Raw genomic sequence first — 13,711 nt, 5'->3', positions numbered from 1 at the left:
CAATGGCCGCGCCGCTGCCTCCCGCCGCTGCCCCGCGCACTCGCGCGAGGCCGGACAGCGCCGGCGCAAGGCGTGCACGGCTGGAATCGGCGCCAGCATACGCGAGGCCACCAAGTGACGAAAGCGCCTTAATGTAAGAAAATGCAATACGCCCGGACGCCGGCCCGGCGGCGGGAAAGGATTGCGGCGCCCCATGCCGATGCCGCGCCGGCCCCTGGCTTGCCCCTATACTGCGTCCCCATGGCCTACGATCTCACCGACAAGCTCGTCATCGGCATCTCCTCGCGCGCCCTGTTCGACCTCGAACAGGCCAATGCCATCTACCAGAGCGAGGGCGTGGCGGCCTACGCCGAGTTCCAGCGCCGGCACGAAGACGAGGCGCTCTCGCCCGGCACCGCCTTCCCGCTGGTGCGGGCGCTGCTGCAGCTCAACGCCCTGATCCCCGGCCGCCGCCTGGTGGAAGTGGTGGTGATCTCGCGCAATTCGCCGGACACCGGCCTGCGCGCCTTCAACGCCATCGCCGCGCACAAGCTGGATATCACGCGCGCGGCCTTCACCGGCGGCGCCCCGATCGCGCCCTACCTGCAGGCCTTCAAGGTCGATCTGTTCCTCTCGCGCGATGCCGAGGACGTGCAGGCCGCCATCGACGGCGGCGTCGCCGCGGCGCAGCTCTACGCCGCGCCCGACGGCTTCCGTGCGCGCGACGAGCAGATCCGCATCGCCTTCGACGGCGATGCCGTGCTGTTCTCGCCCGAGTCCGAGCGCATCTACAAGGAGAAGGGACTGGACGCCTTCGTGCGGCACGAACAGCGCCACCGCCACAAGGCCATGGCCGAGGGCCCCTTCGCCAAGCTGCTGCTGCGCCTGGCCGAGATCCAGCAGCAGTTCCCGCCCGGGCACGGCCCGGTGCGCATCGCCATCGTCACGGCGCGCAACAGCCCGGCGCACACGCGCGTGGTACACACGCTGCGCGCCTGGAACGTCAGCATCGACGAAGCTTACTTCCTCGGCGGGCTGCCCAAGGACCGCGTGCTGGCCGCCTTCGGCGCACACATGTTCTTCGACGACCAGGACGGCCACGTGAGCGCCGCCGCCGCGGTGGTGCCGGCCGGGCGCGTGCCCTACAAGGGGGGCGAGCTGCTGCCGCCGCGCAAGCGCGCGCGGCGCGCGGCGGCGCCGGACAACGTCCACGGCGATGCGGCAACGGAAACGACAGCGGCAGCGGCGGGCGATGCCTCCCGGTGCACCGACGGCGCAGAGCCGGCCGCATGAAGACGGTCCTGCTCTACCTGCTGACCGCCTGCGCCGAGATCGTCGGCTGCTACCTGCCCTGGCTGTGGCTGCGCCAGGGCGCCAGTGCCTGGCTGCTGCTGCCCGGCGCGCTGGCGCTGGCCGCCTTCGCCTGGCTGCTGACGCTGCACCCGGCCGCCTCGGGCCGGGTCTACGCGGCCTACGGCGGCATCTATATCGCCACCGCCATCCTCTGGCTGTGGCTGGTGGACGGGGTGCGGCCGAGCCCCTGGGACCTGGCCGGCGCGGCGGTGGCGGTCGGCGGCATGGCCATCATCGCCTTCCAGCCGCGCTGAGCCGGCACCGCGCCCGGCCCCCGGCCACCCCCGGGGGCCGGCATTCCAGCCGCCCGTCCCGCCTCTTTGATCCAGCGCAAGTCCACCCGCACGTGGCATGACATCATCGGCAGGTCCCCGGTGGCGCCGGCGGCCCGCGCCGCCGCGCCCCGGCCTGTTCCCGTTCATGCTACGAGGAGTCGACATGCCAGCGACAATGAAAGCCGCCGTGGTGCGCAAGTTCGGTGCGCCGCTCGAGATTGACGAGGTGCCCGTACCGGAGCCGGCGCGCGGCCAGGTCCAGGTGAAGATCGAAGCGTCCGGCGTCTGCCACACCGACCTGCACGCCGCCGAAGGCGACTGGCCGGTCAAGCCCACGCTACCGTTCATACCGGGCCACGAAGGCGTCGGCTACGTCTCCGCGGTAGGCGCCGGCGTCACACGCGTCAAGGAAGGCGACCGCGTCGGCGTGCCATGGCTGTACAGCGCCTGCGGCTACTGCGAGCACTGCCTGCAAGGCTGGGAGACGCTGTGCGAGAAGCAGCTCAATACCGGTTATTCGGTCAACGGCGGCTACGGCGAATACGTGGTGGCCGACCCTGACTACGTGGGCCTGCTGCCCGACAGCGTGGACTTCGTCGAGATCGCCCCCATCCTGTGCGCGGGCGTGACGGTCTACAAGGGACTCAAGGTCACCGACACGCGCCCGGGCCAGTGGGTGGCCATCTCCGGCATCGGCGGCCTCGGCCACGTGGCGGTGCAGTATGCTCGCGCCATGGGCCTGCGCGTGGCGGCCGTCGACATCGACGACGACAAGCTCCGGCTGGCCGAGAAGCTGGGCGCCGAGGTCACGGTCAATGCGCGCCACGCGGATCCCGCAGCCTTCCTGCAGAAGGCCATCGGCGGCGCGCACGGCGCGCTGGTGACCGCGGTGTCGCCGCAGGCCTTCTCGCAGGCCATCGGCATGGTCCGGCGCGGCGGCACCATCGCGCTCAACGGCCTGCCGCCGGGCGACTTTGCCACGCCGATCTTCGATGTGGTGCTCAAGGGCATCACCATGCGCGGCTCCATCGTGGGCACGCGCAGCGACCTGCAGGAAGCACTGGATTTCGCCGCGCACGGCGCCGTCAAGGCCACCGTGTCCACGGCGCCGCTGGAGCAGATCAACGACATCTTCCAGCGCATGCGCGCCGGGCAGATCGAAGGACGGGTGGTGATGAAGATGTAGGCCCGTTCAGGGCGGGGGGCGGGGGGCGGCGGACGGCCGCGCTGACGCCGCCGCCGTCACAATCGTTTACCGCGGCCCGCCCTGGCCCTGCCACAGAATTCCACCATGCACCCGGCGCCGGACGGAACTGCCCGGCGGCCGGTGTGCTGCCGAGCCATGCTTGTGGAGAAGCCGCCATGTCAGACATCCAGGATCCCGATACCCGCCACGCGCGCAACAACCGCACGCTGCTGTTCGCGACCGTGACGCTGGTGGCGACGCTGGCCGCCGCCAACCTGGCGCGCTATCTGCTGGGCTGAAGCGCCGGCCGCAAACGCGGCGCCGGACGCCGGCTCAGCGGTTGCCGTCGAGCAGGTCGTTCAGGATCTCGTCGAACGCCTGCTGCGCGTCCTCCAGTGCCTGCAGGGCCGCGTCGAAGGTCTGCAGGGCCAGCTTGGACGGCTTGCCGCTGCCGTCCGGCGGGAACTGCGACTGCAGCGCGTTGAATGCCACCTGCACCTGGCGCGTCGCGCTGACCACGCGCTCCATCGCCTGTGCTTCTTCTGCCCGTGCCTGGGCTGCGTTCTGCTCTTCCATCCCGATCACTCCCTTGCGCGGCCGCTCGCCGCCTTGCTGCGGCGGCGTGCGGCCGCGCATGCGCTTTCCCTGGCGGAGCCCGGAGGCCTGGAAGCGCCCCCTGTCCGCACCGGGCGCCCTCCGGCGCCGTTGCCCCACATTCTACCGATCCCCTTGATGGGCAGCACGCCCGCCGCCGCGGAACGGGCGCAGCGTCTCGTCCGCCCTGCCGCAGGACGAGGCGCACGACGACAAGCGGGCCGGGCACCACGGCGTGGCAGCGCCTGCTGGTCTGGCGGCTCTCGCTGCTGCCGTTGGAACCCCTGCTGTAGCGGTAGCCGTAGCGACAGCTGCAGCGCAACGGCACGGCATGAACCTGTGGCCGGACGCACGGTCCAACCCGCGCTGCCGCGCGACCTGACCTAAGCTCCAAGAGGGAGCCGCTGCCGCAAGGGCGGCACGAGCGCGCACGCAGCGCCTACACTAGTCCACTGCCCCTGCCCCCGCTCCCACCTGCCAGCATCACCATCCGCCATGACGGCCCCTCTCCGCCCCTTGCCCGTGCTCGCGCGCACCGCCCTCAAGGCGACGCTGCTCGCTGCCGGCGGCTTCGCCTGCTATTGGACCTACCTGACCGTGAACCAGGGCCGCCTGCTGTTCGATGCGCGCCGGCGCCCGGCCCAGGAGGTGCTGCCGGATGGCATCTCGCTGTACGCGCACGAGGTGCCCGGCGGCATGCTGAGCGGCTACGTCTACCAGGATGCCGGCGCCGGCGGCGTGCGCGACCTGCTGTTCTACCTGCCCGGACGGGGCGAAGACGTGCTGCAGACCATGCAGCACCTGAAATGGCTGCCACGCCACATCGGCTTCGCCAGCTTCGACTACCGCGGCCTCGGCCATTCCGACGGGCGCCCGGGCGAGGCAGCGGCGGTGGCCGACGCCAGCCAGTTCCTGCTGCACCTGCGGCGCGCCCTCCCGGGCACGCGGGTCCATGTGGTCGGGCGCAGCCTGGGTACCGGCGTGGCGATCCAGCTCGCCGACCTGCAGGATTTCGAGAGCCTGCAGCTGATCACCCCCTACGATTCCCTGCTCGAACTGGCCAGCAAGCGCTTCCCGCTGGTGCCGATGCGCCAGCTGATGCGCCACCACTTCGACTCCATCTCGCATTGCGAAAAGGTCATGCAGCGCACCAAGGTGCTGCTGGCGGAACACGACAACGTGGTGCCGCATGCGTGCTCCGAGCGGCTCATGGCGGCGTGGCCCGGCCAGGTGGCGCGCCAGACCATGGCCGGCACCGACCACTACACCATCATCGAACAACCGGAGACCTGGCTGGCCCTGAGCGAATTCGCCCTGCAGTCCGACATGGGGTGCCAGGCGTCCCAGGCGCCCGCCGCGCCATTGCGGGAGGTCCAGCCGCCCGGCGAGGCGGCCCGGCAAGATGCCTCCGTGTTCGGTGCCGACGCCGCATGATGCGGGCCGGCAGCGGAACCAGGGCCGGGAAAAGTGCCGCCGACACCATACGGCCGCCCGTCGGCCGGCACTGTAGAATGCGCGCATGAACAGAATTGCAGCAAAAGCCGCCGGCGCCTTCCTGGCGCTGGCCGCAGCCGGTGCCCTGCTGGGCGGATTCGCCACCGTGCTCAGCCTGGAGCAGCTTCCCTCGGTGGAATCCCTGCGCGACTACCACCCCGACCTGCCGCTGCGCGTCTTCACCAGCGACAACGTGCAGATCGGCGAATTCGGCAACGAACACCGCGAATTCATCCCCTTCGAGCGCATGCCCAAGCGCATGACCCAGGCCCTGCTGGCCGCCGAGGACGACCAGTTCTACGAGCATGCCGGCGTCGACTTCTCCGGGCTGGCGCGGGCGGCGCTGGCCGACATCAGCGAGGGCTATGCCCAGGGCGCTTCCACCATCACCATGCAGGTGGCGCGCAACTTCTACCTGTCGCGCGCAAAGACGCTGTCGCGCAAGTGGTACGAGATCCTGCTGGCCTGGAAGATCGATCGCACGCTGCCCAAGGACCGCATCCTCGAGCTGTACATGAACCAGGTCTACCTGGGCGAGCATGCCTACGGCTTCGGCAGCGCGGCGCAGGCCTACTACGGCAAGCCGCTGGCCTCGCTGTCGCTGGCCGAGACGGCCATGCTGGCCGGCCTGCCCAAGGCGCCCTCGACCATGAACCCGGTGGTCAACTACCCGCGCGCGAAACGCCGCCAGGAGTATGTGCTGGGCCGCATGCTGGCGCTGGGCATGATTTCACCCGACGAGTTCAACCAGGCCAAGGCCGAGCGGGTCGCCGTGACCGATGGCGCCGGCGGCCGCTTCGGCTCCCATGCCGAGTACGTGGCGGAACTGGCACGCCAGCTGGCCTATGAGCGCTTCGGCGACGCGGCCTATACGCGCGGCATCAATGTGTACACAACGGTGTCGTCGGTGCGCCAGACGCTGGCCTACGATGCGGTGCAGGCCGGGCTGCAGGGCTATGCCCGCCGCCATGGCGGCAAGGGTCCCGCGCCGCAGGCGGCGCTGGTGTCGCTCGATGCGCGCACCGGTGCCATCGAAGCCATGGTGGGCGGCTCGGACTTCACCGTCAGCCGCTTCAACCACGCCACCCAGGCCCAGCGCCAGCCGGGCTCGACCTTCAAGCCCTTCATCTATTCGGCGGCGCTGGAACGCGGCGTGTCGCCGGCCACGCTGATCAACGACGCGCCGCTGGATACCGCATCCGGCTGGCAGCCGGGCAATGACGACGGCCGCTTCCTCGGCCCCATCACGGTGCGCCAGGCGCTGGCGGAATCACGCAACCTGCCGGCGATCCGCACGCTGCAGACCATCGGCATCCCCTACGCGGTCGACTACGCCGGCAAGTTCGGCTTTTCGCCCACGCGCCTGCCGCGCTACCTGCCGCTCGCGCTCGGCACCGGCGAGACCACGCCGCTGCGGCTGGCCGCCGCCTATGCGGTGTTCGCCAATACCGGTTTCCGTGTCGAACCTTATCTGATCGCGCGCATCACCGACGGCGACGGCAAGGTCCTGTTCGCCGCCGACCAGGACCAGCCGGCGCCGCAGCGCGTCATCCCGGCGCGCAACGCCTTCGTGATGGACAGCCTGCTGCACAGCGTGGTCGACAGCGGCACCGGCAACGCGGTGCGCCGCTACCTGCGGCGCGGCGACGTGGCCGGCAAGACCGGCACCACCAACGACGCCATGGACGGCTGGTTCGCCGGCTATGCGGCCGACATCGCCACGGTGGCATGGATGGGGTTCGACGATAACCGCAGCCTGGGCAACCACGAGTTCGGCGCCACCACGGCGCTGCCGATCTGGGCCGCCTACATGGAGGGCCGCCTGGCCGGCCTGCCGGAATCCGCGCCGCCGGCACCGTCCGACGTGGTGCGCAACGGCGGCGACTGGATCTATGCCGAGAATGCCGACGGCAGCCATGGCGTCGCCGCCATCGGCCTGCCGCCGCCGCAGCCCGACGCATCCGGCGACGGCGCCGGCGCGGCGGCGGCCGACGCCGAGGCCCAGTCCGCCGGCACGGCCGGGCAGCAGATGATGCCGGCGGCCGTGCCCACCGGCGGCGGCCCGCGCGGCGGCAACAGCGCCCCCCTCTAGTCCCAGGCAGAAAGCGGACACCGGTCGGCGGCACGCAGCCGCCGCCTCACGAACGAGAACAAGAAGCGCGCCGCGCGGCGCGGGCACGACATGGCCGATTCCTTTTCAAGCATCGCGATGATCTGGGGCGTGGCCGCGCTGGCCACCGTGGGGGTGCTGCTGCGCCCGTTCCGCCTGCCCGAGGCGTTCTGGGCCACGGCCGGTGCCGCCGTGCTGTGCCTCACCGGCCTGCTGGCGCTGCCGGCCGCGGCCGCCGCCGTGGCCAGCGGCTGGGATGTCTACCTGTTCCTGGCCGGCATGATGCTGATCGCCGAACTGGCGCGCAAGACCGGCCTGTTCGACCACGTCGCGGCACGCGCCGTGTGCCAGGCGCGCGGCTCGGCGCGCCGCCTGTTCCTGCTGGTCTATGGCTTCGGCGCCCTGGTCACCGCCTTCATGTCGAACGACGCCACCGCCGTCGTGCTGACGCCCGCCGTGCTGGCGGCGGCGCGCGCCGCGCGCCTGCGCCGGCCGCTGCCCCACCTCTACGCCTGCGCCTTCATCGCCAATGCGGCCAGCTTCGTGCTGCCCATTTCCAATCCGGCCAACCTGGTCGTGTTCGGCGAGCGCCTGCCGCCGCTGGCCGGCTGGCTGGCGCGCTTCGCGCTGCCGTCCGCCGCCGCCATCGCAGCGACGCTGGCGGTGCTGTACTGGACGCAGCGCGAGGCCCTGCGCGAACCGATCGCCGCCGCGGTGCCGGTGCCGCCGCTGTCGCGCCAGGCCTGGCTGACCGCGCTGGGCATCGTGCTGACCGGCGTGGCGCTGCTGGCGGCTTCGCGCTTCGGCCTGCCGCTGGGCTGGCCCACCTTCGCCGCCGGTGCGGCCACGCTGCTGCTGGTGTGCGCCTCGCGCCCGGCGCTGCTGATGCCCTCGCTGCGCGGGATTTCCTGGAGCGTGCTGCCCCTGGTGGCGGGCTTGTTCGTGCTGGTGGCCGGACTGCAGCAGACCGGCGCCATCGATGCGCTCGGGCGTGCCGTGTCGGCCGTTGCCGAAGCCGACGGGGTGGCCAGCCTGTGGGGCATCGGCACGGTGGTGGCGCTGGCCTGCAACCTGGCCAACAACCTGCCGGCCGGCCTGGTCGCGTCATCGGCGCTGGCGGCGGGACATGCCTCGCAGACCGTCACCAGCGCCGTGCTGGTCGGCATCGACCTGGGCCCCAACCTGTCGGTGACGGGCTCGCTGGCCACGCTGCTGTGGCTCACCGCACTGCGGCGCGAAGGCCATGCCGTGGGGACGCTGCAGTTCCTGCGCGTCGGCATGCTGGTGACGCCGCCCGCGCTGCTGGCGGCGCTGGCCGTGCTGGCTTGAACCTGCGGGCGGCTGGCGGCAGCTAGCGCGGCCGCGCCGGCCCCGGCGCCGAGGGGGAGGCCGATCCGATCGTCACGCGCAGCAGGCGCGCGCCGCCGGCGCCCTGGGTCGCGTCGGGTCGCTCCAGCACACCGTGCTCGACCATCGCCTGCGGCGGCGGCACGGTTGCAACGGGCAGGAGAAGAAGGCTGCTGCAGGGAAACGCGATCAATGGATTCACTTGCCCGTCCTCACAGGTTCGCCGCCTCGGGGCGCAAGCTTGTCGTTGGCGAGATAGGCGTCGTCGGGGCCAGGAACGCCCCGGTTGAGCATTATGTCTGCATAACGGTGCCCTTTTGTGGCGGCTTGAGTACTGTCACAAAGAATTCACAAGAGCCTGTGCCAAGACGTGCTTTCCTCTAGGCTTTCGGCGCCAGGCCTGGCGCCGGCTCCATCGCATGGACCGCTCCGCCTTCATGTTCCCGCCCCGCCTTCGCGCCCTCCTTACCACCTTTGTGCTGCTGGCCTGCTGCGGCGCCGCAGCCCAGGCCCAGATCCGCGGCGCCGGTTCGACCGCCGCCGCCCCCGTCTACCGCGTCTGGGCCGACAGTTTCCGCGCCGCCTCCGGCAGCGCCGTCGCCTATGACGCCGTGGGGTCGGGCGAAGGCATGCGGCGTATCCGCGCCGGCGAAGTGGATTTCGGCGCCTCGGACGTGCCGCTGGCCCCGGACGAGGCCCGGCGCCAAGGACTGGTGCTGGTGCCCACGGTGGTGACGGCCGCGGTGCCGGTGGTCAACCTGCCCGGCGTACCCGCCGGCCAGTTACACCTGAGCGGCGAGGCGCTGGCCGCGATCTACCTCGGGCAGATCGAGTCCTGGGACGCGGCGGAGATCCGCGCGCTCAATCCCGGCCTGGCGCTGCCGCGCCTGAAGATCCGCCCGGTGGCCCGCACCGACGCTTCGGGCACGACATTCCACTTCACCAGCTACCTGAGCGAGGTCAGCCCCGACTGGAAAGCGCGTTTCGGCGCGCGCTCGACGGTGGCCTGGCCGGCCGGCTTCCTGCCGGCCAAGGGCAGCGGCGAAGTGGTGCGCGCGGTACAGGGCACCAGCGGGGCCATCGGCTACGTCGACTACAACTATGTGCTGGAGGCCGGCCTGAACGCCGTGCTGCTGCGCAATGCCTCCGGCCAGTTCGTCGCCGCCGGCGTCAACGCCTTCCGCCAGGCCGTGCTCAACAGCGACTGGAACCGCAAGGGCGATTTCGCCAGTCCCCTGGTCAACCGCGGGGGGCACGATACCTGGCCGATCACCATGGGCACCTTCATCGCCGTGCCGGCGGTCAGCCGTGACGGCCCGCGCACGCTGGCGGCGCTGCGCTTCCTCGCCTGGGGCTACCTGCACGGCGACGAGCTGGCGCGCCAGGCCCGCTTCGTGCCGCTGCCCGAGCGGGTGCAGGCGAGCGCCTACCGCGAACTGGCCGGCGTCACCGACCGCGCCGGCAACGCCATCGGCCTGCAAAGCATGGGCGGGCCGGCGGCCGGCGCGCGCTGAAAGCGCCGCCGCGGCGCGCGGACACCGCTTGTCCTCCCTTGCCGCCGCTTGCTTGTCGCCCCCCGGTGCGTGCCATATAGTGGCGTAAGGCATGGCATCCGGCTTCGCCGCCACTTTCCAGGACGCGAACGACATGAGCAAGCAGCACCCGGTCCCGCCCCGTCCGGACCAGGCCGACGGCCCGCCGGTTTCGGAGCAGATCCGCGCCCGGCTGCAAGCGGCGCGCCAGCGCTTCCACGCCAACGACAATATCGCCGCCTACCTGGAGCCCGGCGAATTCGAGGCGCTGCAGGAGGAAGTGCAGGCGCGCATGGAGGACGTGCTGCGCAGCCTGGTGATCGACGTCGAGCGCGACCACAACACGCGCGAGACGGCGCGGCGGGTGGCCAAGATGTACCTGCGCGAGGTCTTCGGCGGCCGCTACGTCGGCGCGCCCAATGTCACCGAATTTCCCAACGTCGAACAGCTCAACGAACTGATGATCGTGGGCCCGATGCGTGTGCGCAGCGCCTGCTCGCACCACCTGTGCCCCATCATCGGCAAGCTGTGGATCGGCGTGATGCCGAACCAGCACTCCAACCTGATCGGCCTGTCCAAGTACGCGCGCCTGGCCGAATGGGTCATGCTGCGGCCGCAGATCCAGGAGGAAGCCGTGGCCCAGCTCGCCGACCTGCTGCAGGAAAAGATGAATCCGGACGGCCTCGCCATCGTGATGGAGGCCGAGCATTTCTGCATGCACTGGCGCGGCGTGCGCGACACCGACGCCAAGATGACCAACAGCGTGATGCGCGGCTGCTTCCTCAAGGACGACAGCCTGCGCCGCGAATTCCTGACCCTGCTGAGCCTGAACCGTAGCTGACGGAGGCCGCCATGCTCGTCCGCCTGCTGTACGCAAGCCGCGCCCGCCAGCCGCTGGCGCCCGCCGCGATCGACGACATCCTCGCCACCAGCGTGGAATACAACCCGCGCCACGGCATCACCGGCGTGCTGTGCCACGGCAACGGCGTCTTCCTGCAGGCGCTGGAAGGCGACCGCGAGGAAGTCAATGCGCTATACCAGGCAATCTCGCGCGATGCGCGCCACCATGAGCTGGTGCTGCTGCAGTTCGAGGAAATCGTCCAGCGCGACTTCCCCGGCTGGTCCATGGTCCGTGTCAATGCGGCCAAGGTCAATCCGGCCACCATGCTGAAATACTCCACGCACGGCGAGCTCGACCCCTACCGCACCAGCGGCGCGGCCTCGCTGGCCCTGCTCAAGGAACTGATCGCCGGGGCCTCGCTGGTGGCGCGCAATCCGGAGCGCGGGCGCAGCTAGCCGTCCCGCCGGTCCCGGGCCAGGCCCCTGCCACGCGGCTTCCCTCGCCCTGTGCCGGCGGCACGCCGGCCGCGCGGCGGCCGAAACAGGCAGGCAATGGAAAAGCGCCCTGCCCTGGCATCGCAGCCGCTCGCCCGCTCGCAAACCCGGCGTCAAGCGCGGCGCAATGGGAACGGCGGAAACCACGGCTTTGCCGGATGCGGTCAAATACGCTTGCCTACCGTCCCGGATTATTCCCAATCGGATTGCCAGCCTCCCTTTTTGCTGCAGCCGCGCTTGCGGTATTCGCAGCGTTTAAATCGCCTTGCCGGCAGCGCCATGCATGTGCGGGAATTGGGCGAAGGCGCTTCGCCCGGCCTCACTGCGGCGCAAGCCAGGCGCTATCCGCAGGCCGCCACGCGCGCCCGCCACATGTGCACCACATGTGTGCCACAGGTGCGCTGCATATGCGCCGTATATGCGCCGCCCATGCAGCGCAGGGACGGCGAACGATCGCGGCCATTAAAGGAAAAAAGAAAAGGGAAATCACCCGGGCACTGGAAATCACTGCAAGAGAATACATCCTGAGCGCCGCAATGGCTGGCGGATACCTCGCGCAGGCCGGCCGATTTGGTGTAATTCAACAATTCGATTTGCCCTTCCCAATGAGAATGCCATATGATGGAAAGTGTTTGATTATTTCTATGCGCCCCCTTCAAGGATAACGACAATGGCCACTTACAAGCAGTTGCTGGCGGAAAAGAAAGTATTGGAAGAAAAACTCGCGGAAGTCCGGGCCAACGAGATTGCCGGCGTCATCGAGCAGATCCGCGCGCTGATGGCGGAATATGACTTGTCGGTGGACGACCTGGCTCCCCGCAAACGGGGCCGGCCGGCGGGCAGCAAGACCCGGCACAGCGAACCGCTGCCGCCGAAGTACCGCGACCCCAAGACCGGTGCCACCTGGTCGGGCCGCGGCCGCGCGCCGGCCTGGCTCGGCAAGAACCGCGCCCGCTTCCTGATCCAGGACGCCGAGTAATCGCCCGCGGCGTCCCGGGCATCCCGGGCGACCTGCCCCGGCCAGGCCGGGGCAGGTCAATGCATTCTGCTTAAACATCTCCCCCCAGTGCCTGGAACAGCGTCACCGCCGCGGTGAGCTGGTTGTAGCGGTTCTCGGCCAGCGTCCGTTCCGCCGCGCGCGCGCTTTCCTGCGCCTCCAGCCAGGCCCGCAGCGACACCTGGCCGGCGCGGTAGCGCACCGCGTAGACCCGTTCTGCCGCGCGCGCGGCGGCCAGCGCCCGTTGCTGCTGCTCGCCCTGCTGCAGGTAGTGGGTGCGGGCCGACAAGGCGGTTTCGACATCCGTGAGCGCCACATACAGCGTCTGCCGGAACGACACGGCCGCCTTGTCGTAGCTGGCCTGGCTGGACTGGATGCTGAGGTCGCGCTGGCGCCAGTTGAGCAGCGGCAGGGCCAGGCTCGCGCCGAGCGTGCCGATCGGATTCTTGAGCAGGTCCACCAATGCCGTGCTGGAGGTGCCCAGCGTGCCGGTCAGCGCCAGCGTCGGATAGTAGCTGGCGCGGGTGGCGTTGACATTGGCGAACTGCTCGCGCAGGCGCAGCTCCGCCGCGCGCAGGTCCGGCCGCCGCGCCAGCACCCCGGCCGGCACGCCCGCGTCGATGGCCGGCGCCCGCAGCGAGAACAGGGGCGGCGGCGCCGACACCAGGTCCGCCGCGGGATCGGCCAGCAGCGCGGCCAGCGACAGCCGCGCGGCGGCCTGCTGCGCCTGCAGCTGCGACAAGGTGGCACGTTCCGATTCCAGGCTCTGCTCGGCTTCCAGCATCTCCAGTGGCGAGGCGGCGCCGGCCGCACGCTGCACCCGCACCAGTTCCAGCACCCGCTCCAGGTAGGCCACGCTGTCCTGCTCGCTGGCGATGCGCTGCGCCAGGTAGGCCAGCTTCCAGTACAGGTTGGCGGTGGTGCCGATCAGCGACAGGCGCGTGCTGGCCAGGTCCTGCTGCGTGGCGAGCGCCTCCCAGCGCGCGGCGTCGGTCAGGTGGGCCAGCTTGCCCCACAGGTCGGCTTCGTAGCTGACGGTGCCGGTCAGCGCGTGCGACGTGGCACTGCCGCCGCGGGCGAGCCCGCGCGCGTGCGCGCCATCGTATTCGGCGGCCAGTGTCGGCAGCTCGCCGGTGTGGGTCAGCCGGGCCTGCAGCTGGGCGGCGTGCACGCTGATGGCGGCGGCGGCGAGATCGCCGTTGCGCGCCAGCACCTGTTCGATCAGCCGGTCCAGGCCGGCATCGCCGAAGCGCCGCCACCAGCCGTCGCCTTCGGCGGCCGGCGCGACCCTGGCGGCGCCCCCGCCGCCCCCCTCGCCACCGTTCTCGGCGGCCCCGCGCGCGGCGCCCGCCGCCTCCTGCCGCCAGCTCCCCGGAACCGCCAGCGCCGGCTCCTGGTAGGGTGGATTGACCAGCCCGCCGCAACCGCCCAGCGCGGCGGCCAGGGTCGCCAGCATCCATGCCGCGCCGGCCCGGCGGCGAAGTACGGCAGACAGACGATGCGTCATGG

General features: G+C 70.8%; 14 protein-coding genes. 11 read left to right on the top strand and 3 right to left on the bottom strand.

Annotation, left to right across the window (positions count from 1 at the left end; all coding sequences use genetic code 11):
• Nucleotides 1-240: 240 nt before the first annotated feature.
• From BKK81_RS25215 to BKK81_RS36795, 4 genes are all read left to right on the top strand, one after another.
• A complete protein-coding gene (locus BKK81_RS25215; protein WP_071018666.1) occupies nucleotides 241-1,272 on the top strand; it encodes a 5'-nucleotidase in 1,032 nt (343 codons plus the stop codon).
• Nucleotides 1,269-1,586, top strand: a complete 318-nt coding sequence (locus BKK81_RS25210; RefSeq protein ID WP_071018664.1) for a YnfA family protein — start codon at nucleotides 1,269-1,271, stop codon at nucleotides 1,584-1,586. The genes BKK81_RS25215 and BKK81_RS25210 overlap by 4 nt, the downstream gene beginning before the upstream one ends.
• Before the next feature lie 184 nt (nucleotides 1,587-1,770).
• On the top strand, nucleotides 1,771-2,793 hold the full coding sequence (gene adhP / locus BKK81_RS25205) for an alcohol dehydrogenase AdhP (protein WP_071018662.1): 1,023 nt from the start codon (nucleotides 1,771-1,773) through the stop codon (nucleotides 2,791-2,793).
• A gap of 176 nt (nucleotides 2,794-2,969) precedes the next feature.
• Nucleotides 2,970-3,092, top strand: a complete 123-nt coding sequence (locus BKK81_RS36795) for a hypothetical protein (RefSeq protein WP_257786786.1) — start codon at nucleotides 2,970-2,972, stop codon at nucleotides 3,090-3,092.
• A 34-nt stretch (nucleotides 3,093-3,126) separates the two neighbouring features.
• Here BKK81_RS36795 and BKK81_RS25200 read toward each other — a convergent pair whose 3' ends face one another.
• Nucleotides 3,127-3,369, bottom strand: coding sequence for a hypothetical protein (locus BKK81_RS25200; RefSeq protein WP_071022287.1), 243 nt, complete (start codon nucleotides 3,367-3,369; stop codon nucleotides 3,127-3,129).
• A gap of 513 nt (nucleotides 3,370-3,882) precedes the next feature.
• Here BKK81_RS25200 and BKK81_RS25195 point away from each other — a divergent pair.
• From BKK81_RS25195 to BKK81_RS25185, 3 genes are all read left to right on the top strand, one after another.
• The gene (locus BKK81_RS25195) at nucleotides 3,883-4,821 is read left to right on the top strand and encodes an alpha/beta hydrolase (RefSeq protein WP_083384429.1); all 939 of its coding nucleotides are present in this window, start codon (nucleotides 3,883-3,885) and stop codon (nucleotides 4,819-4,821) included.
• Nucleotides 4,822-4,906: 85 nt separating this feature from the next.
• Nucleotides 4,907-6,973 carry a penicillin-binding protein 1A gene (locus BKK81_RS25190; protein ID WP_071018660.1) on the top strand — a complete coding sequence of 689 codons (2,067 nt, stop codon included), beginning with the start codon at nucleotides 4,907-4,909 and terminating at the stop codon, nucleotides 6,971-6,973.
• 90 nt (nucleotides 6,974-7,063) lie between these two features.
• Nucleotides 7,064-8,320, top strand: coding sequence for an arsenic transporter (locus BKK81_RS25185; protein WP_071018657.1), 1,257 nt, complete (start codon nucleotides 7,064-7,066; stop codon nucleotides 8,318-8,320).
• A 22-nt stretch (nucleotides 8,321-8,342) separates the two neighbouring features.
• Here BKK81_RS25185 and BKK81_RS35660 read toward each other — a convergent pair whose 3' ends face one another.
• The gene (locus BKK81_RS35660; RefSeq protein WP_156811444.1) at nucleotides 8,343-8,540 is read right to left on the bottom strand and encodes an arsenite efflux pump ArsB; all 198 of its coding nucleotides are present in this window, start codon (nucleotides 8,538-8,540) and stop codon (nucleotides 8,343-8,345) included.
• 217 nt (nucleotides 8,541-8,757) lie between these two features.
• Here BKK81_RS35660 and pstS point away from each other — a divergent pair, with 217 nt between their 5' ends.
• The 4 genes from pstS (at nucleotide 8,758) to BKK81_RS25165 (ending at nucleotide 12,184) form a co-directional block, all read left to right on the top strand.
• Nucleotides 8,758-9,852 (top strand): phosphate ABC transporter substrate-binding protein PstS, encoded by a 1,095-nt coding sequence (gene pstS, locus BKK81_RS25180; RefSeq protein WP_231908216.1) that lies wholly within the window; start codon nucleotides 8,758-8,760, stop codon nucleotides 9,850-9,852.
• 133 nt (nucleotides 9,853-9,985) lie between these two features.
• Entirely contained in the window at nucleotides 9,986-10,711 is a 726-nt protein-coding gene (gene folE, locus BKK81_RS25175) for a GTP cyclohydrolase I (protein WP_071022283.1), read from the top strand.
• Nucleotides 10,712-10,722: 11 nt separating this feature from the next.
• Nucleotides 10,723-11,166: a BLUF domain-containing protein gene (locus BKK81_RS25170; RefSeq protein ID WP_071018656.1), complete on the top strand. Its 444-nt coding sequence runs from the start codon at nucleotides 10,723-10,725 to the stop codon at nucleotides 11,164-11,166.
• 709 nt (nucleotides 11,167-11,875) lie between these two features.
• A complete protein-coding gene (locus tag BKK81_RS25165; RefSeq protein WP_071018654.1) occupies nucleotides 11,876-12,184 on the top strand; it encodes an H-NS histone family protein in 309 nt (102 codons plus the stop codon).
• 70 nt (nucleotides 12,185-12,254) lie between these two features.
• Here the strand turns inward: BKK81_RS25165 and BKK81_RS25160 are convergent, their stop codons facing one another.
• A complete protein-coding gene (locus BKK81_RS25160) occupies nucleotides 12,255-13,709 on the bottom strand; it encodes an efflux transporter outer membrane subunit (protein WP_231908215.1) in 1,455 nt (484 codons plus the stop codon).
• Nucleotides 13,710-13,711 lie beyond the last annotated feature (2 nt).

The sequence above is a fragment of the Cupriavidus sp. USMAHM13 genome (genome assembly GCF_001854285.1).
In the GTDB taxonomy this organism is placed as follows: domain Bacteria; phylum Pseudomonadota; class Gammaproteobacteria; order Burkholderiales; family Burkholderiaceae; genus Cupriavidus; species Cupriavidus malaysiensis.
The sequence above is the reverse complement of the archived record's forward strand: the minus strand, read 5'-3'. Positions and strand labels throughout refer to the sequence as shown.